This is a genomic window from Armatimonadota bacterium (assembly GCA_013314775.1).
Classification (GTDB): Bacteria; Armatimonadota; Zipacnadia; order Zipacnadales; family JABUFB01; genus JABUFB01.
In genome coordinates this window covers 169,735-187,763 of the sequence record JABUFB010000008.1, presented here as the reverse complement: position 1 = coordinate 187,763, position 18,029 = coordinate 169,735, and the positions used below count along the sequence as shown (strand labels likewise).

The window sequence follows — 18,029 nt, the reverse complement described above, 5'->3', positions numbered from 1 at the left end:
CCGAGCAAGGGCCGGTAGCCAATTCTCAGACCTTGTGGTACCCTCTGCAGAAAGTTCGCTGTCCAGTGGGCCGCCATGTTCCGCCGATCACGCCGGGGTGAGTTGATTGCTGAAGGTCCGCACCGAGCCGGAGTTCATTCAGGAGTTCAATACCGACGAAAGCGGCATCTTCCAGGCCTCCGGCGTGGAGGCTATCTGGTGCCCCGAGACCGAGGCGGATGTGATCGACGCGCTGCGCCAAGCCAATGAGAAGGGCGTCCTCGTAACCACATCCGGTGGCGGAACCGGGATTACAGGCGGCAGAGTGGCAGTGCACGGTGGCGTCGTCCTGTCCACCCGAGACATGTGCGAACCACTACCCAGGGACGCCGAAAGGCTCGAAGTCGAGCGCTTCGGCACCACGTATGCCGTCTATATTGACCGGGAGCTCAAGGAAGCCTGGGTACCGGCGGGCATTCCCCTGGAGGTCCTGGATGACCTGCTCCCCGCACCTCTCTTCTACCCCCCCGACCCCACCGAAAAGACCGCGCTGGCCGGCAGCACCGTGGCGACCAACGCCTCCGGCGCCCGCACTTTCCGCTACGGGCCCACGCGCGACTGGGTCCTCGGCTTGCGCGTAGTGCTCCCCAACGGCGACCTCGTGGTCGCTGAAAGGGATCAGGTCAAGGCGGATGGCCTTACTCTGAAGTTCGCCAGCCAGTCGGGCACGGAATATGAGGTCGCCCTTCCCACCTACACGATGCCCTCCGTGAAGAACGCCGCGGGCCTTTATGCCGTGCCAGACATGGACCTTGTGGACTTGTTCATCGGTAGCGAGGGGATTCTCGGCGTCATCACCGAAGTCCATGTGCGACTTGCCGAGAAACCCGCTGAGCTCGTGGGACAGATCGCGTTCTTCGAGACCGAAGACGATGCCCTCGGATTCGTGGAGGACATGCGCGAAGCCGCCAGTGCCGGCACCCCGGTGCTTTCCATCGAATACTTTGACGCCAACTCCATCGAGTTCATGCAGTATGAGCCCACGGCGGGCAAAGGCTACTGCGCCGTATACGTGGAGATTGCCGGCTCGCTGGACGATCTGGAGCCGCTACTCGTGGCGCTGGAAGAACACAACTGCGTCCATGACTGGTTCACGGAAACCGAGCGCGACGCCAAGGAGCAGAAGGAGTTCCGGCATTCGCTGCCCGAAGGCGTCAACAGCTACCTTCGCCAGCACGGGAGCCACAAGCTGGGCACGGACATGGTGGTGCCTTCCGATCGGTTCAGGGAGATGCTTTCCCTGTACCGTGAGGCCGGGGAGCAAATGGCCCGTGAATTCGCGCGGGACGGCAGCCACGTCCTGATGTTCGGACACATCGGCAATGACCACCTGCACGTCAACTTTATCACACACTCACCGGAAGAGCTTCAACACGCCGAGGAGCTTTACGGAGAGCTTGCGCAGAAGGCAGTCAGCTTCGGGGGAACCATATCCGGGGAGCACGGAGTGGGCAAGAAGACGATCCTCGTGGGTGGCAGGCGCATTCCGTATCTCGAAGTGATGTTCGGTCGCGAGGGGCTGCTCGAGATCGCGCGGGTCAAGAAAGTCCTGGACCCGGCGCTCGTGCTCGACGTCGGCAACATGGTCCCGGCCGATTATCTGGCCGAAGTGTCGAGCAGTAGCGCCCGGCACCATACCTGAGAGGTCACCACGGCATGGCACGCAGAATCGCAAGACCGGTGGATCCGCAAGCCCGGCGTCGAGCTGTGATCCTGAGCATCGCCGCAGGCTGTGGAGGGACGGCCGGCCTCTTGCTGCTTGTGGCCCTGGTCGGCTATGCGAAGCTCACTGCGAAGCCGCCGCAGCCGAAAGAGGCGGAAGTCGCCGGAGCCTCGCTGCCGTCGCAGGGAGTGTCCCTCGGCCAGCAGGTGCAGGACATCAGCAGGCGTGCCTCCTCCGGCCAGGCCGTGCCCTTTCAGTTGGAGCTGTCATCGGCGGACATCAACGCGAACCTGGGCCCGGTGCTCCAGCGGCAGGGCCTCGAGGATATTCAGATATACCTGGGCGACGGTACGGCGGTGGCTCAGGGCAGGGCAGAGCTGTCGGGACGGAAACTATGGACGACGCTGCGAGTCAAGCCGTCTGTAGCGAACGGGAAGGCGCGCTTCGAAGTGGTTGAGGCCACGATCGGCACAGTCCCGATGCCCAACAGCTTGCGCCAGAAGGTTCAGGAGGAGATTGACGAGGCGATCGCCAAAGACCCCATGCTCGGACAGTCGGTCTGGCTCAGCGACCTCCAGATCAGAGGGGGCAAGATGTACGTTCAGGGCACCACAACGGGGCGCAAATAGCGGCCATCCTGCCGGCATCTTGCAGTTGAGACGCGAACATTCGTCTTTGCAGGGAACCCCTTCGCACTTTCCGCTTGTTACACCCTCCGGTAATGTCCGAGTCACGCCCGCCCCTGGGTGGTGAACCGGACTGTTCTCCCTGTACGACCGCCAGACGAGAGGATGATGGCGCTTGCCCGAAGACCGTCCCCCGCACGACGCGCCGCTTTCCGAGGGCGAGGTTCGTCTCCAGTACCCGCCGCACATCCGACAGGCGCCCGATCTCTTGATGCCTCTTGGTCTCGCAACGCTGGGTGCAGCGGCCTTCGCCGGGTTGAACGCTCTCCTCGGTCCCGTGCGCGATTCTGTTACTCTGTGCGCAATTATCGCCATGCAGGCGCTTGCGGCGGTGCTTCTCGGCGCCGCCGCCGTGACCACAGAGTACCGTAGGCGCGTGATCGCCGAGGCCCTGCATATCGCCGAGCTTCAGCGTGAGCGCCTGCGCCGCCAGGAAGAAGCCAGCCGGTCCATGTTCGTTTCGGACATCCAGATCGACACGGAGCCGATCTCCACCACCCGGCTTGAGCACTACGGGCGCACGGTCCAGCCGCTTGTTCTCATCTGCTATGCGCTGCTCGCGGGCGCGATCCCGGTGCTTGCTCTCTGGAAGTCAGGGGCCGGGGGGATGTCCACGATTATCTACGTCCTGGGAGTCATCAATCTCGTGGCGGCGTTCGCTGCGATGGTCGGCGCCCGGTGGTTCGGGGAGTACGAGCCCGAGGCCCTGCCCGAAGCCGCGGAGGTCTCCAGCATCCTGCGCGCGGTGCAGTGGTACAGCCTCCTGGGCGGACTGGTCCTGCTGGCTCACGGTTTCCAGCTGTTCGCCGTCGACCTGTGGGTGGGGCGCCTCCTGCTGCTGATCGCTTTGGCGCTGGCGGGCGAGCAAGTTGCGCGCGCCACCCTCAGTTTTGTTGGCCGCCGCCTGGACTGGCGGGAAATCCGAGCACCCATTGGACTCGTCATCGCCGAGAGCCTGTTTGCCGGCGGCAACCCCATTATCGGCACTCTCGAAGTTCTCGAAAAGCGCTTCGGCGTCAGCGTGCGGTCTTCATACGTGCTTCGTTACATCCGCCAGACCGTTCCGCTCATGCTCCTTGGCATGCTGGCGGCGTTCTGGCTGATGAGCTGCCTCGTAGTGATCAAGCCGGACGAAGTGGGCATACGGACGACTTTCGGTAGCCTTCCCGACCGTTGCTGGATGTCGCCGGGACTGCGGGTCAAGTGGCCCTGGCCTATCGACCGGGTGACCGCGATCCCGGCGACCAGGATTCAGTCATTCATCATCGGCCACGAGGAGGAGCAGCAGTCTCCCTACCTCCTGTGGTCCCGCGAGCATGCCAAGGATGAGTACAAGCTGGTCCTCGGTGAAGGACGGGAACTGGTCTCACTCGAAGCGGAAGTGTTCTACTTCATCCACGACCCGGTCAAATATGTGTTCAAATGCCAGAATCCCCGAGAGATGCTGAAGTCCCTGGCCTACCGTGTCCTTATGCGCGAGACGGTTACGACCAACCTGGACACTCTCTTGTCTCAGAGCCGCGACAAGTTCTCGCAGCGTCTCCGTTGGGGCCTGCAGGCCGAAGTGAACGCCCAGGACCTGGGCATCACCGTGGTGAGTGTGCCGGTCCGTGGCATTCATCCCCCTATCGACGTGGCCGAGAGCTACCAGAGCGTGGTGAGCGCACAGGTTGAGCGAGTGACGCTCGAGACCCTTGCTCGCGCGAAAAAGGCCGAAGCTATCCCTGCCGCCCAAGCGGCAAAGGACACCGCGATCAAGGGTGCTGAAGCCCACGCCGCCGAACGTCTTGGCGCGGCGAAAGGCGAGGCCGTTCAGTTTGAGAGCATCGTCAACGCGTACAACGCCGCACCGGGGCTGTACAAAGAGCGGCTGTGGCTCGAAAAGCTGGAGAAGTCCGTGGCGGGAAAGCAAGTCTATCTTGTTGAGGGCAAGACCACGACGCCACGTGACTACTGGCTGGACCTGCGCCCGTCAGGCGCCGCTGACATACCGTAACCAGATACGCGCCCGCGCGTTTCGCCGGACAATAGTTCCAGGAGGTTGCAGTGCTCATGGATCCCACCAGCCGGAACCGCTGGATCGTCGCCATTTCCGTGGCGGCCGTGATCATTCTGTCCAGCATGCTCTTCAGTGTCCCCGAGGGGCGTATGGCTGTCATAACCCTGTTCGGCAAGCCGGTGCGGACGTACACCACCGCGGGTCTGAAGGTCAAATTGCCTGTGCCCTTCGAGCGCGCCATCATTCTGGACGCGCGCAGTCGGCTGCATGAAACGCGACTCACCGAGACGCTGACTCGTGATAAGAAGAACGTGATCCTCGTCACCTATACTGTCTGGAAAGTCGCGGATCCGGTTCGGTTCGTGGAGGCCGTCTGGAGTATTGAAGGCGCCGAATCCAAACTCGACGGTGTGGTGACAAATGCGAAGAACGCAGTGCTCGGGCGCTACGACTTCTCGGCGCTGGTTTCCAAGGAGCCGGACGAGCAACAACTCGACAAGATCGAGGCAGATATGCTGTCGGATGTGAAAGAAGAGGCCAGGCAGCGCTATGGTGTGGATGTGGTGCAGATAGGCATCCAGCGTCTGGCCCTGCCCGAGGAGAACATCCGCTATGTGTTCGACCAGATGAAGGCCGAGCGCGCACAGTACGCGGCCAGGTTCCGCGCCGAGGGCGAAAAGGAAGCAGCGAGAATACGCGCCGAGACCGATCTTGAGGCAGCCAAACTTCGTGCCGAGGGCGAAGAGAAGGCGGAGCGGATCCGCGGGAATGCCGAAGCCCAGGCGGCGAAGATTTACGCTGCAGCCCACCAGATCGACCCGGCATTCTACAAGTTCCTGCGGTCACTGGACTCCATGGAAAAGATCCTCGGCAAGAATGCCACCGTCGTGCTGGACACGGAAACACCGCCGTTTGACGTGCTCAAGAAGCCCGGCGGCAGCGCACCTGCGCAGTAGCCATTGGAGGTGACCCAGATGACCGAAGACAGGCGCAAGGCCGTGGCTGACAGCCTCGATTCGGCCTTCCGGTTCCTCCGGTGGGCCGCCATCGCGGCGCTCGTGCTCATCGCGGGCTCGGGGATCACTTTCGTCAAGTCCGACGAAGCCGCATTGGTCCTGCGCTTCGGGAAGCTCTCCGGGGCGACCCCAGCGGACCAGGTTCACGGTCCCGGGATTCTCATTGCGTGGCCCTACTTGATTGACCAGGTTATTCGCGTGCCGGTGAGACGAGTGCAGGAAGTGGCAATAACTCAGTTCAGCGGCAAGAAGCTAAGCGAACAGGAGTCTGAACGCGGCGAAGACGCGGTCCTGGTGGAGAACACGCTGGACCCGCGCGAGGTGGGTTACTGTCTCACCGGTGACCAGAACATCGTTCATGTTGACGCCCTCCTGAAGTACGAGATCACCGACCCGATCAAGTATGCCCTGTACGTGGACGACCCACAGGCGCTGATCCGCAATGTGGCCAGCGAGGCACTCTGCCAGGCCGTGGGGGAACGGTCAGTTGATGCCGTGCTCGCCGAGGGCAAGAAGAACCTGGCTGCGGCGGTGCAGCGACGCACCCAGAAACGCCTGGACGAGGCCGGTGCGGGAGTAGGCGTGATCGCCGTGGAGTTCCGGGAGATCGTGCCGCCAAAAGCCGTGGCGCCGGATTTCGAGGCGGTCGTGAGCGCTTACGTGGAGCGCGAAACGCGAATTCAGAAGGCCAATACGTACCGCGAAAAAGAGATCCCGAAGGCTCAGGCGGAGCGCGAGCGGATGATCAGCGATGCTGAGGCCTTCGCGGCAGACCGACTGGGCCGCGCGCGCGGTGAGGTCTCTTCCTTCCGCAACGTGGTGGCCGAGTACAAGGCGAATCCCAAGGTAGTGCGCGAGCGGTTGTACCGGGAATCGGTGGAACGCATGCTGGAGAAGGTGGGGTCGCGGGTTCTCGTGCCGGCGGATGCAGGCAGCGGGACCCGGGTGCTCCTGCCCGTTGAGCCCGCCGCGAAAGAAGACGAGAAGAAGGGCTCCGAACCCAAGCAGTAAGCGCAACATTACCGACTGCGTCGCGCGGTATCTCCCATCGAGGACTAGCGGCTCATGGCTGAAACATTCGGAATAAGCTCCAACCCCGCGGCAGACAGGCTTCGCAGTGCGCTGGAGCCGGTCTTGACCGAGGAGGAACAGCGGAACATCAACCGGCGCATCGGCAGCGCCCTTCTGGCTACGGGCTTGCTGGTCGTCGGCTGGCTCTATGCCCGACTCTTCCCCGACCAGAAGGACGTCGCCGACGTGGTTCTTTTCGCGGCATCCATCGTCGCCGCCGTTCCCGTCTTCAGGGCAGCGATTCAGGGTCTGAGCTGTCGCGGCTGCCAGCTTGAGGCAGCGATCCGCGGAGCCGAGAGCGAGACGTGTGCGTGCGGGAACGATCACGACCACGACGAGACGTGCTGCGCAGGGCGTCCCCAGCACCGTGAACACGCCGGACATGGTGACCATGCGCACAACATCATGGACCAGCTTGTGAGCATCGCGGTCCTGGCAGCAATCGCTACCGGGGAGTATGAGACTGCGATCCTTGTCCCGCTGCTCCTGGCGTTGGGACACTTCCTGGAGGAGCGCAGCGTGCTCGGGGCCAGGGCCGCGATTGAGGGCCTCAAGCGCCTGCGCGCCCGCAGCGCCACCCGTGTCGCCGCCGACGGAACCGAGGAAGAGATCGAGCTTGATGAACTGCGCGTGGGCGACACCATCCTGGTTCGTCCCGGTGAGGTCTTCCCGGCTGATGGGTCGGTTATCGAGGGCCACTCCGCTGTGGACCAGAGCGCGGTGACCGGCGAATCTGTACCTGAAGACGTGGGGCCCGGCAGTCCCGTGTTCGCGGGCACGGTCAATGTCTCTGGACTGCTGCGGCTGCAGGTGACCAGCCTTGGAGAGGAAACCGCGATGGGACGGGTGCTCGATACCCTCCGGGCTGCCGAGCAGTCTCGCGCGCCGATCACCCAGCTCCTTGAACGCTATAGCGGCTACTACATGCCGCTTGTGCTGGTCGCTGCCGTTGTCGTGGTCTTGTTGACCCGCGAGGTCGGGCGTGGGGTCGCTCTGCTGGTGGTGGCCTGCCCGTGCGCGCTGGTGCTGTCCAGTTCCACCGCGATGGTGGCATCACTGGCGCTCGCCTCGCGCTGGGGCATTCTCATCAAGAACACCCGGTTCCTCGAAGTGCTCTCCGAGGTGCGCACCATGGTGCTCGACAAGACGGGCACCGTTACCCTCGGGCAATTGGATGTGGTGGGCGCCCGCACCCTGCACGGCAACTCCGAACGGCTGCTTTTCGAGACCGCCTTGTACTGCGCCCACGGATCGCGGCACCCGATTTCGCGAGCCATCTGCCGCGATGCCGAACAGCGCGGGATCACCATCACTGACCCGCAGCAGATCGTGGAGCATCCCGGCAAGGGCGTTGAAGCCCGTGTGGAGGGTCATGTTCTGCGTCTTGGCAGCGCAACGTGGCTCGGAGTGCAGGAGCGGGACCAGAAGATTCTCGACGACCACGTGGGTCCGGCAGTCTGGGCATCAAGGGACGGCGAGGTTCTGGGCGCTGTACTGCTGGCGGACCGCCCTCGACCCGAAGCCCGCGAAGCCCTGGACGACTTGCGCTCCCTGGGCATACGCCGCATGCTCCTGCTCACAGGGGACCGTCCGGAAGTCGCTCAGCACCTGGCAGAGCACCTCGGGGTGGACGAGTATTTCGCCGGCATGCTGCCCACACAGAAGCTGGAAGTCGTCGAGGCTGAGGGCGCCGGAGGGGTGCGCGTCCTGGCTGTCGGAGATGGGATCAACGACGCTCCCGCACTTGCACGCGCGGACGTCGGTGTCGCCATGGGCGCGATGGGGTCTGACGCTGCAATTCAGAGCGCGGATATTGCCCTCATGAGCAATGACATCCGGCGTATCGCCACGGCCATTCGCCTGTCGCGCATCACCCGCCGTACCATCAACACGAACGTAGGCATTGGCGTCGGCACCGCACTTGTCATGATCGTCCTGGCGGCCCTCGGATACGTGGGCGCGATCGTGGGGGTTCTGTTGCACAATGTGGGCTCCGTGGCTGTCGTGTTCAATAGCGCCCGGCTGCTTCGCCTGGAGCTTGGCGACGAGTAACGCATCGGTCAATGCTTCCAATCGGGAGAGTACCCTATGTCGCGAGTGGCAGGAAGTCGCGGATGGGCCCCGTCCACCGTCGCCATTGTGATGCTGGCCCTGGCCTCATGTATTCCGGCCTTTGCCGCCCCTCTGAAAGTCGCAGTGTCGCTCTCGGATATCCTGCCCATCGTGGAGGCTGTCGGCGGCTCACTGGTTCAGGCCAAAGAGATCATGCCCGCGGGCGCAGATCCGCACAGCTTCACGATCACCGCACAGATTCAGTCCGACCTGGCATCAGCGGATCTCATCGTCTACGCGCGCACGGCATTCCTGGAGTTCGAGAACACGATCAAGCAGGCCCTGCCGAGCAAACCATCAGTGGACTGGCCCGACTACGAACCCTTTGGAGCGAGATTCAAGGACTTTGTGGGGAATCCGGGCAATCCCCACGGCTTCTGGCTCGATCACGAGAATGCAATCGCCATGGCGAAGGGGATTGCAAAGCGACTCAAAGAAGCAGGCCTCGACCCCGCGGCCATCGATGCTAATCTGGACCGCTTCGTTCTCGAAGTCGAAGCTATGCACAAGACTTCTCAAGAGCTCGTGCATAGAGCCGGGCTCGAGGGAAAGAGCGTCGTCGCTACACTGGCGTGTGTTGCTTACATCGTGGAGAACACGGGGCTGAAGGTGGGGCGGATACTTCTGCAGGAGGGTGGCGGCACACTGAGCGGGCAGGAACTCAAGGAGACCGTGGACGGCCTGCGCTCCGGGAAATTCAGCGGCATCGTCTGCCCACTCAGCATGAAGGAGGCCAAGCCCGGCGAAGTGGCCCGGCAACTTGCAAGCGAATCAGGTGCCCGCGTGATCTATGTCAAGTTCCTGAGCGGCGGAGAGAAGACGGACACCTATCTGGCGCAGGGGTATTTCAACGCGGCCGCGCTGGCGGCTCCGGTTGCGGAAGCCGGTTTCCACGGCTCCCCGCCGACCACCATCGCCCCCGGGACCGAGGGAAGTCCGGCTGCGGCCACCCCAACAGGCCTGTACGTGGCGGTCTACATCCTGACCGCCCTCGTTATCCTGCTGCTGGTTCTTCTGCTGAAAGCGCGTTCATCCGTTGGGAGCTCCTCGGGAGGAGCCGGGATCTTCGACTGATGCGCCGACACTCTTTATGACGCTGATCGAACGCCGAACCGGGGGAACATGTTCTGGATCTCTCGCGCCAGATCGGCGGGGATCTCAGCAGGAAGGGCGTCCGAGGCAGCCAGGTCCGTGTCCGCGCAGCCCTCGCCCCGGAACTGCTGGATGTAGTACGCCCGGGCGCCGCTGCGCTTCAACCATTCCGCGATGGCGCGCAAATCTCCCGCATCAAGCAGGTCCGGGTGCCAGGTCGTCCGGAACTCGTGGTCGATCCCTGATTCGACGATGACCTCGATGCTCCGGGCTGCTGCCCAGCCACTCTCCCCCACCCCCGTTACTCGCGCGTACTTCTCCACTGGTGCTTTGACGTCCATTGCGAGGTAATCCGCGAGCCCCTCAGCCACAATCGCCTCGAGCAGTTCGGGATTGCATCCGTTCGTGTGCACTGCAGTGGCGAAGCCCATCTCTCGGACCTGCGCGAGAGCAGCGAGGAGCGCAACCTGACAGGTTGGCTCACCACCGCTGAAGACAACTGCATCCAGGAACCCGGTGCGTTCGGCCAGCAGTACAGTCAGGCTTGCCCAGGAGATGGCTCCCGGGACGCGGGGGATCAGCTCTGGGTTGTGGCAGTACGGGCAGCACCAGGGACAGCCCTGCACGAACACCACTGCGCACAGGCGGTCTTCCCACTCAACCGTTGTCAGCGGCACAAAGCCGCCGACCTGCAGTTCCCCGTTCTCTTTCATGTGATAGACTCGCCCCCTCCGGCCCGCATACATATTCAGAGTCCCTTATACCCGCCCCAACCTTCCCAGAACTTCGCCCTTCCCTCAGGAGACACGCGCTGGCCAATCTCTTCGCGCGAGCAGCCTTCATGGACCAGCCGTGCGGCTTCTTTGCCGGCGCGGATGAAGGCATGGACTTTCCGCACGCCGACCTCAGTGCAAAGCGACTCTTCGACATAGGTCACCACAGAACTTGCGCCGTCAGCGCAAGACTGGTAGACGAAGTCCTCCACGTCCTGCTCACTCATTTCCCAGTAGTGGAAGCTTCCCAGCCGCCACAGGTAAGGGACCCGGCACGCAGCTGACACGATCTTCGGGTGCAAGGCAGTCGAGATCGATGGGTCGTAGAAGCTCAGGCCGATCTCCTCGAGATAGGGCAACTGCTCAGGTTTCAGGTTCTCGATGTGTGCAGTCCGTTTGCCCGTGGTGAGCGCGCTGTAGTACCTCTCCCAGGCCGGCATCACCAGCGAGCCGAACAGGCGCGGGAGGATGAAGCTGGCAAGGTCGTCCACCATCCCGGCGCCCGAGGGATTAGGCAAGGGACCGCTGCCGTGGACTTCACCCATGAACCGATGAAACTCGACAATGCTGTCAGTGACGAGTTCCACAAAGCGCACGGCAAGCTCCGGTTCGTCGAATATGTCGGTGAAGAAAGCCTCGCCGCGCAGTTCGTAGCAAGTGGTGATTGGCCCCTCGGCACCGTACGAGAACACCACGTTTTCGCCAGGAAAGGCTTCCTGAATTTGCCTGCGAAAGTCCAGGAAGAACGGGGCCATTCCCGCGGTGGCATAGTCCACGGGCTCTTGCAGGCGCCGGATTCCTTCCTCCAGCGAGCCATAGATGTGAGTGTGAGCCACCTCGCCCCCTTCAGGGAAGATCAGTTCGGAGCCCAGCGCGTTCACGTGCCCGTAGCTGATGGCAGGGGTCGCCAGTCCGGGGAGTGACACGTCTTCACCGAACATCTCGCGCAGCATCGGCCTGCCCCGGCGGTAGCAGTCGATCAAGGCGTCGGGGTTGAGGTTGAAGTCTCGGATCGGCGTCCCGGTAAGTGCTCGCAGCGCTGCCTGCGAGCCCCCGGCGGACCAGCTAAACCCGGCTTTCGCCCGGGCGGTTTCGTAGTCGGGGCGGATGTACATTGGCTTTGCCTTCGGTCTCCGGAATATGATGCCGGCCTGTCCCGGCCCACCTGCCCGCGCACGTTCGCCATCTTTGACTCTGGTACCTCCCGGGCTGTTCAAGGACAGGGAGGTCCCCCGCTTGCATTGCGCGAACACCGCCAGACTACTGACGGAGGTGCACCTATGTCCGAACTGCTCGCTATCAATGGCGGCGCACCCGCGATTCCCGCGGGTTTCCTCAAATCGTGGCCGCCGGTCGACGAACTCGACCGCGAAATGATCCTGGCTTCCCTCGATCAGGCGAACCATGCTTTCGGCCCCAACTGCCAAGCCCTGCAGGAGGAGTTCGCCCAGTGGAATGGCAACCGCCACTGCCTCACCACGAACTCCGGAACCGCCGCTCTTCACATGGGCCTGGTGGCCTGTGACTGCGGCTGCGGAGACGAGGTGATCGTCCCTGCCTACTCGTGGTCCAGTTCGGTCACCTGCGTCTTGCAGCACAATAGCATCCCGGTGTTCGTGGACATCGACTACGATACCATGAACATCGATCCGGCGAAAATCGAGGCCGCCATCACTCCGAAGACCCGGGCGATCATCGTGGTGCACCTGCACGGCCTGAGCGCCGAGATGGACCCCATTATGGACATTGCCAACCGCCACGGGCTCAAGGTGATTGAGGACGCCTGCCAGGCGCACGGGGCGAGGTACAAGGGGCGCAAGGTCGGCACCATCGGCCACTGCGCGGCCTTCAGCTTCAACCAGAACAAGCTCCTGTGTTCCGGCGAAGGCGGGGCGTTCGTCACGGATGACGATGAGATGCTGGCTAAGGCCCAGTCGCTATGGTCATTCGGGGAGACCCGTTCCCCTGCCGAAAGCCGCGACTACCACGTGTATGCCATGGGCTGGATGTACCGCAACAACGATCTCACCGCCGCCTTCGGGCGCGCCCAATTGAAGAAGCTTGACGCGAACCTGGCAAGCATCGCCGCGCATGCCAAGCTGTTCACAGAAGAGCTCCAGGGCGTGCCGGGACTGATCCTGCCCACCGCTCCCGCGCACTGCGACCACAACTGGTACAACTACACCTTGCGGTTCGATCTGGAGGCCCTCGGGCACTCGGAGGACGCCCCGGTATTCCGCGACAAGATCGTGGCCGCGATGAACGCGGAGGGGGTGCAGACCGGCCTGTGGCAGCGCTTCATTCTCCCGGCCATGACGGTCTTCCAGGCCAAGAACGGCTACGGTCACGGCTGCCCGTGGGACTGCCCGAACGCTGAAGCGGTGGACTACGCACCCCATAACTACCCGGTGGCTCAAAAGCACTGCGACACCCACACGGGAATCACTTACCCGCTGCGGCCGCCAAACGGCCCGGAGGCCGTGAAATACATGGCTGCGGGAATCCGCAAGGTCATGGCGAACCTGGACCAGCTCGAACAGGTTCCGGAGGCGAAGTAGCCATGCGCGCCGGGTTCGCCGAGGTCGACATCACGCCACCGCTGGGGACGGCCAAGATCGGTTGGCTGAAAGAGATCATCCCGACTGCGGTTGCGGATCGGCTCTTCGCCCGCGCGGCGGTGTTCGAATGCGAAGGGCAACACATCGGCTTCATCCAGCTGGACACGCTTTCGGTGCGATGGAGCACGGTTGAGGAAGTGCGTCGGCGCATCACGGATCAAGTCGGGTTTCCCGGCGAGCGGATAATGGTGTCGGCGACCCACACTCACGGCGGCCCGGCAGTGGCCAACTGTGGGGATGTGCGACGCGATGAGAAATACCTGGCGTTCCTGACGGGCAGCATGGTGGAGGCATTCGGGCGAGCGCTTGATTCCGCCGTTGAAGCCGAGATCTGCTTCGGACGGACTGTGGACTTCGAAATCGGCCACAACCGCCGCCTGATCATGCGCGATGGGACGGTCTGCACGCACGGAAGCTTCGCCAATCCCGATGCCCTTTGTTTCGAGGGGCCCATCGACCCGGAAGTGCTGGTCCTCGCAGCCCGCGACACGGCAGGTCAGATGCTGGGTTGTCTGGTGAACTACGCCTGCCACCCCACTCACCATGGGGGCGACGAGTACTTCTCGGCGGGATGGCCGGGAGTGATGGCAGCCACGCTGAAGCAGCAGGGGATACCGGTGGCGATGTTTCTGAACGGTGCGGGCGGGAATGTCCACACCTCGAACCCGGTGGACCCATCAGCCTCGTTGGACATGGACCAGGCCGGGCGGAAGCTTGCGGAGGATGTGCTGCAGGCGGTCGCGACGGGACAGTGGCGCGCCAGTTGCCGAATCTCAGGCAGGCGGACAACGGTCCAGCTCCCCTACCGTAACGCGACGGAGGATGAGGTCAGGGGCACGGCTCCCGGCGCACAGAGATTCGTCGACCCGCAGATCTATGACCGCCACATGCCCGCGCTTCTCGGTCGTATCGAAAGCCGCAAGACCCAGCCCGCGGAGGTGCAGGCGCTCTCGATGGACGAGTTCACTTTCGTGAGCATTCCGGCAGAGTATTTCGTGCAGTTGGGCCTGCGGATCAAGGAAGAGAGTTACCCGCGCAAGGCGGTTGTGGTCGCCTGGGCCAACGGAATGGTGGGATATGTCCCTCATCGCCAGGCATTCGACCGCGGCGGATACGAGACCACATTCGCGGGCAGTTCGCGCATGGCCCCGGAGACGGGAGACATGCTGGCTGACGCCGCAATCGAACTCATCAGGCAGGAGGGTTCTGAACAGTGAAGATCGCTATGATGTCATACACCCTTGCCCGCGGAGACTGGGGCAAGAACCCGGATATTGCCGTGTTATGCCGACTTGCAAATGAGCTTGGGCTCGAGGGTGTGGATTGGGTCACCACATACGGGCATTCCCCGTCTGAAGTTCGGAAGATCACTGCCGACTACGGCCTCGTGAGCGCTTGCTACACCTTCAGCGCGCGCATCCAGGACCCGGACCCGGAAGCGCAAGCGAAGGGCATGGACGCGGTACGTGAAGGGCTCGATGCCGCTGCGGAACTTGGGGTGGACAAAGTGATGGTGGTGGTGTCCGGCATTCCCGGCGTACCCCGGGATACGGCGCGGGAGGTGGCGATCGGGAACCTCAAACAGATCGTTCCCATGGGTGCCGCCCTTGGGCTCGCAGTCACTGTGGAGCATTTCCCTGGCGCCGACAGCCCTTTCGCGGTTTCGGCTGACGTCAACGCCGCTATCGCCCAAGTTCCGGGCCTCAAGGTCACGCTGGACAGTGGAAACGTACTCATGGGCGGGGAGAACCCGGCGGACGGTTACCTCAACTCCTGGGAAAACATCATCCACGCGCATTTCAAGGACTGGGAGCTTGCAGAGGATGGCCGGCCCGGTCTGGATGGCCGCCTGTACCGTCCTGCGCTCATCGGAGAAGGCCTTGTGGACCCGGAGCCAGTGGTGCGCGCCATGGCCTCCAAAGGCTACGCCGGTTTCATCGATTTCGAGTACGAGGGCAACGTCTATTCTCCCGAGGAGGCCATGCGCAAGGGCGTGCCGCCGTTGAAGGACCTGATCGCGCGGGTGATGGAAGAAGCGGCGTAGACGACTCAACCCAACTCGCGCAGAACCCTCTGGAGGCGCTGGGCCTGCCTGGCCAGCGCCTCCCGCTCTGCCAACAGCACCAGGGGGTCCTGTGTGAAGTCAGTCAGGTCGCGCAGCACGGTCTCCCGCACACTGGTGAGTACCCGCGCCTCATCGACAAGATACTGATACCGCCCCCCCTGGCGATGGGCCTTGAGCTGGGCGGCCAGATCGTCCAGCAGCGCGAGGAGCTCGTAGTCCTCGATCCCGTCGCGTATGACCTCGAGACGCAGGCTCGGCAATAGTTTCTGACCCGGACCGGGGTAAATGAGCTGCCCGTCGCCGTTGTACCGGCTGAAGGTGTAAGTGTTCCAGGGCACCTCGGGCCAACGCTTACCGTTCCGGAGGGCAGCGAGGGCGTCCGGGTCGTCGTGCAGCACCAGGGAGCTTCCCCCCGTGTCCATGGTCAGCATGTTCGAGGCCCACATAGCGACTTCATAGTAGAAGAAGCCCGTTACCCGGTAGCGGTAGGCAGCCCAGAAGAGAGCGCGCGCATCGATGGCCGGATAGTCGATGAAGAAGTTCCCATATGGATGCCGCGGACCGCAGCAGACGTACCACCACACTTCATCTCCCAGGCGCATGCGCTTGCCTGCGGCGAAGCTGCTGAACTCCGAGGTCAGCGTCCCCCAGATGTTCGCGAGCCCGAAGAGTTCCGATGTGGGCTTCACCGGCGCTGCTCGCCGTAAGCCCGGCGCCAGATCCTTCAACTGCTCCAGTGCCCAGCGCGCCCGCTCCAGGTCTTCGGGGGAATCAAGCCCGAACCCGTACACGTAGCCCATCCCCAGTCTTTGCTTGCCCTGCAGCCACAGGGCCAGGCGGGCTATCTCCCGCAGGCGGTCCGGGCTTGCGGTGTCTAGATTCCCGAGGCAAAGGGCGTTCATCCCCCGTTCATAGCACCAGTCAAAGTCTTCCGGGAGGGGCCAGGTCTCCGGGATATACAGCCCTGCAGGGTTGACGCGATTGTTCAGGAGAAGCTGGTAGAACTGCTTTCGGAAATCTTCCGGCGGGGTGCGCGGCAGGCCGTACCACTGTACCAGGTCTCCATAGTAAGCATTGCCGAAACCGGTCTGGAACCGGCCATGCAGGGGCAGTTCCAGGTCCCACACATCGACCTGCAGGGCGACTCTTTGCGCGGGTTCCTTCTCAGTGGTGACGGTGATCTCCCCCGAATACTGCCCTGGACGTGCATCGGGCGGGATACTCACCGTCACCCACAGTGGCTGGATGCGCCCGGCAGAGACGGACAATGGCTCGACCGGCAGAAGCGGGTCAGGCCATTCGCCGACATACTCCACTTCATATACCGGAGGCCGTGTCTTCACATACCCGACGCGGCTTACGTGAACTGCATCCCGACCGATCCGGGCTCCCTTCGGTCCGATCAGGTCAGTCCAGTCGACCTTCAGACCGTCGATGGTCTGTCCCAGGGAGACGATGACCACCTGGCCGGATGTGCGCTCTCGTCGCCCGCCGGACAGGGCGAGGTTCTGCGCGATGCGATAAGACGCGTCGTCAGGCCTCAGCTTGCGCAGTGCGTGTTCGACCCCCAACGCAAAGCCTGGCAACCGCCCATTTCCCTGCGCCGCCAGCCGGCTCTTGTACTGGGCAATCCGAAGGCGCGGTCCCAGCCCCACGGCCCTCTCATGCAGCGCGTTCCATGCGGTCGGCGAGACGGTGCCGGCGTCGATCAGCGCTTCCGCATCGTCCATTATCGCCGAGGCGTCGCGCCTGGTGGATCGCACCTCGCGCAGGATCTCACGCCTGAGAAGGTCGTTGGCGGCGGTGCGCACGGTCTGGGCTATGTTGTCCAGCGTGGTCACGGCTCGTTCCACCAGCTCCCGCACAGGACGCACCTCGAACCACACGGGCGGGGTAGCGAACCGCAGGCTCCCGTCAGCGGCATCCCGGACCGCGAGCCTGACCGCCGCCCGCCCTTCATCGCGGATCTCGTAACTCATCGCCGCCGCGGAGCCTGACCGAAGAGGGACCCGCGCTTTCGTGTGCGCCCGGCCGTCTCGTATTACCTCGACATCCGCGTGCTGTCCAGGGCTAGCAGAGGTAACGGCGACCCGGAAGTCATTGCGGCCAAGGAAGGGTCTGCCGATGTCGGCCGTGCGGATCACGGGGCTGCCGGCTGGAACCAACCGGCCAAAGTGCTGGAACTCGTGGAGGCTGGCGTTCAGCGGTCCCCAGCTGGTCCACTCACTGGAGGGCGTCTCGGTTCGCGCGAGATTGAAGCGCCAGGGCCTCCCCGCACTTTCGGCCGGCGGCAGGGCGACGGAGATCTCGCACGTCCAGCGATCACTCAGGCGTTGCACGGCGGTCTCGATGTCCGCGTTCCAGCGGACATCGCGCTCCTGCCCCGCATCATAGACGCGTTCGTCGAGTACCGAATTGCCGACAGTGACCACCAGGTGATAGTACTCAACAGCTGGATTACCAGTGGCGATGAAAACGTGCACGCAGTCGTCGGTCCAGGCGCGCGGGTGGTCGCGCCCTTCCGCGTTCGCCGCGACGCAGGACATGCGCCCTTCAAAGCAGGTTATGCCCAGCCACAGCCGGTTGTCTGCCAGCATAACCTGACAAGCGGTGGCTTCAGCGGGCAAGTCATACGTGCCGACCTTTGTCAACGGACCGACGTAGCCCGCGGCGTCCCAGGCGGTCTCGTTCAGGTCGCCATCCAGCAACGGAGGCCAGTCCACGGTAGGACAGACAGCCACGGGCAGCAAATCGACGGCCGGGTCGTCGGCTGCTGCAGTCAGGCATAGCGCCACCAGGAGCACGGCGGCCCAGGCGGTATTCAGCGGAGTATAGCGACGGAATTGTGGTATCATGTAGGTCTTGCCGGACGAGACCGGCGGTCGGTCGCCGCGC

13 protein-coding genes are annotated in these 18,029 nt (G+C 63.4%); 10 read left to right on the top strand and 3 right to left on the bottom strand.

Annotated features, from left to right (window positions below; genetic code table 11):
* Positions 1-106 precede the first annotated feature (106 nt).
* From HPY44_08275 to HPY44_08245, 7 genes are all read left to right on the top strand, one after another.
* Complete coding sequence (locus HPY44_08275) at positions 107-1,681, top strand: FAD-binding oxidoreductase (GenBank protein ID NSW55994.1); 1,575 nt, start codon at positions 107-109, stop codon at positions 1,679-1,681.
* Between the two features lie 14 nt (positions 1,682-1,695).
* On the top strand, positions 1,696-2,331 hold the full coding sequence (locus HPY44_08270; protein NSW55993.1) for a hypothetical protein: 636 nt from the start codon (positions 1,696-1,698) through the stop codon (positions 2,329-2,331).
* 172 nt (positions 2,332-2,503) lie between these two features.
* The gene (locus tag HPY44_08265; protein ID NSW55992.1) at positions 2,504-4,384 is read left to right on the top strand and encodes a protease modulator HflK; all 1,881 of its coding nucleotides are present in this window, start codon (positions 2,504-2,506) and stop codon (positions 4,382-4,384) included.
* Positions 4,385-4,440: 56 nt separating this feature from the next.
* Entirely contained in the window at positions 4,441-5,343 is a 903-nt protein-coding gene (locus tag HPY44_08260; GenBank protein NSW55991.1) for a protease modulator HflC, read from the top strand.
* Between the two features lie 18 nt (positions 5,344-5,361).
* Positions 5,362-6,414, top strand: coding sequence for an FtsH protease activity modulator HflK (gene hflK / locus HPY44_08255; GenBank protein NSW55990.1), 1,053 nt, complete (start codon positions 5,362-5,364; stop codon positions 6,412-6,414).
* A 54-nt stretch (positions 6,415-6,468) separates the two neighbouring features.
* Positions 6,469-8,526, top strand: coding sequence for a cadmium-translocating P-type ATPase (cadA, locus tag HPY44_08250; protein ID NSW55989.1), 2,058 nt, complete (start codon positions 6,469-6,471; stop codon positions 8,524-8,526).
* Positions 8,527-8,562: 36 nt separating this feature from the next.
* Positions 8,563-9,660 (top strand): zinc ABC transporter substrate-binding protein, encoded by a 1,098-nt coding sequence (locus tag HPY44_08245; protein NSW55988.1) that lies wholly within the window; start codon positions 8,563-8,565, stop codon positions 9,658-9,660.
* Positions 9,661-9,674: 14 nt separating this feature from the next.
* On the opposite strand, the gene HPY44_08240 is transcribed toward HPY44_08245, so the two are convergent.
* Complete coding sequence (locus HPY44_08240) at positions 9,675-10,391, bottom strand: anaerobic ribonucleoside-triphosphate reductase activating protein (protein NSW55987.1); 717 nt, start codon at positions 10,389-10,391, stop codon at positions 9,675-9,677.
* Positions 10,392-10,426: 35 nt separating this feature from the next.
* The gene (locus tag HPY44_08235; GenBank protein ID NSW55986.1) at positions 10,427-11,566 is read right to left on the bottom strand and encodes a hypothetical protein; all 1,140 of its coding nucleotides are present in this window, start codon (positions 11,564-11,566) and stop codon (positions 10,427-10,429) included.
* A gap of 165 nt (positions 11,567-11,731) precedes the next feature.
* Between HPY44_08235 and HPY44_08230 the strand changes: the two genes are divergently transcribed.
* From HPY44_08230 to HPY44_08220, 3 genes are read left to right on the top strand one after another with little or no spacing between them, the layout of a single operon-like run.
* A complete protein-coding gene (locus tag HPY44_08230) occupies positions 11,732-13,009 on the top strand; it encodes a DegT/DnrJ/EryC1/StrS family aminotransferase (protein ID NSW55985.1) in 1,278 nt (425 codons plus the stop codon).
* A gap of 2 nt (positions 13,010-13,011) precedes the next feature.
* Entirely contained in the window at positions 13,012-14,286 is a 1,275-nt protein-coding gene (locus tag HPY44_08225) for a hypothetical protein (GenBank protein ID NSW55984.1), read from the top strand.
* Positions 14,283-15,113 carry a sugar phosphate isomerase/epimerase gene (locus HPY44_08220; protein NSW55983.1) on the top strand — a complete coding sequence of 277 codons (831 nt, stop codon included), beginning with the start codon at positions 14,283-14,285 and terminating at the stop codon, positions 15,111-15,113. Before HPY44_08225 ends, HPY44_08220 begins: the two co-directional genes overlap by 4 nt.
* A gap of 5 nt (positions 15,114-15,118) precedes the next feature.
* On the opposite strand, the gene HPY44_08215 is transcribed toward HPY44_08220, so the two are convergent.
* Positions 15,119-17,989, bottom strand: a complete 2,871-nt coding sequence (locus tag HPY44_08215) for a DUF4091 domain-containing protein (protein NSW55982.1) — start codon at positions 17,987-17,989, stop codon at positions 15,119-15,121.
* Positions 17,990-18,029: the final 40 nt, after the last annotated feature.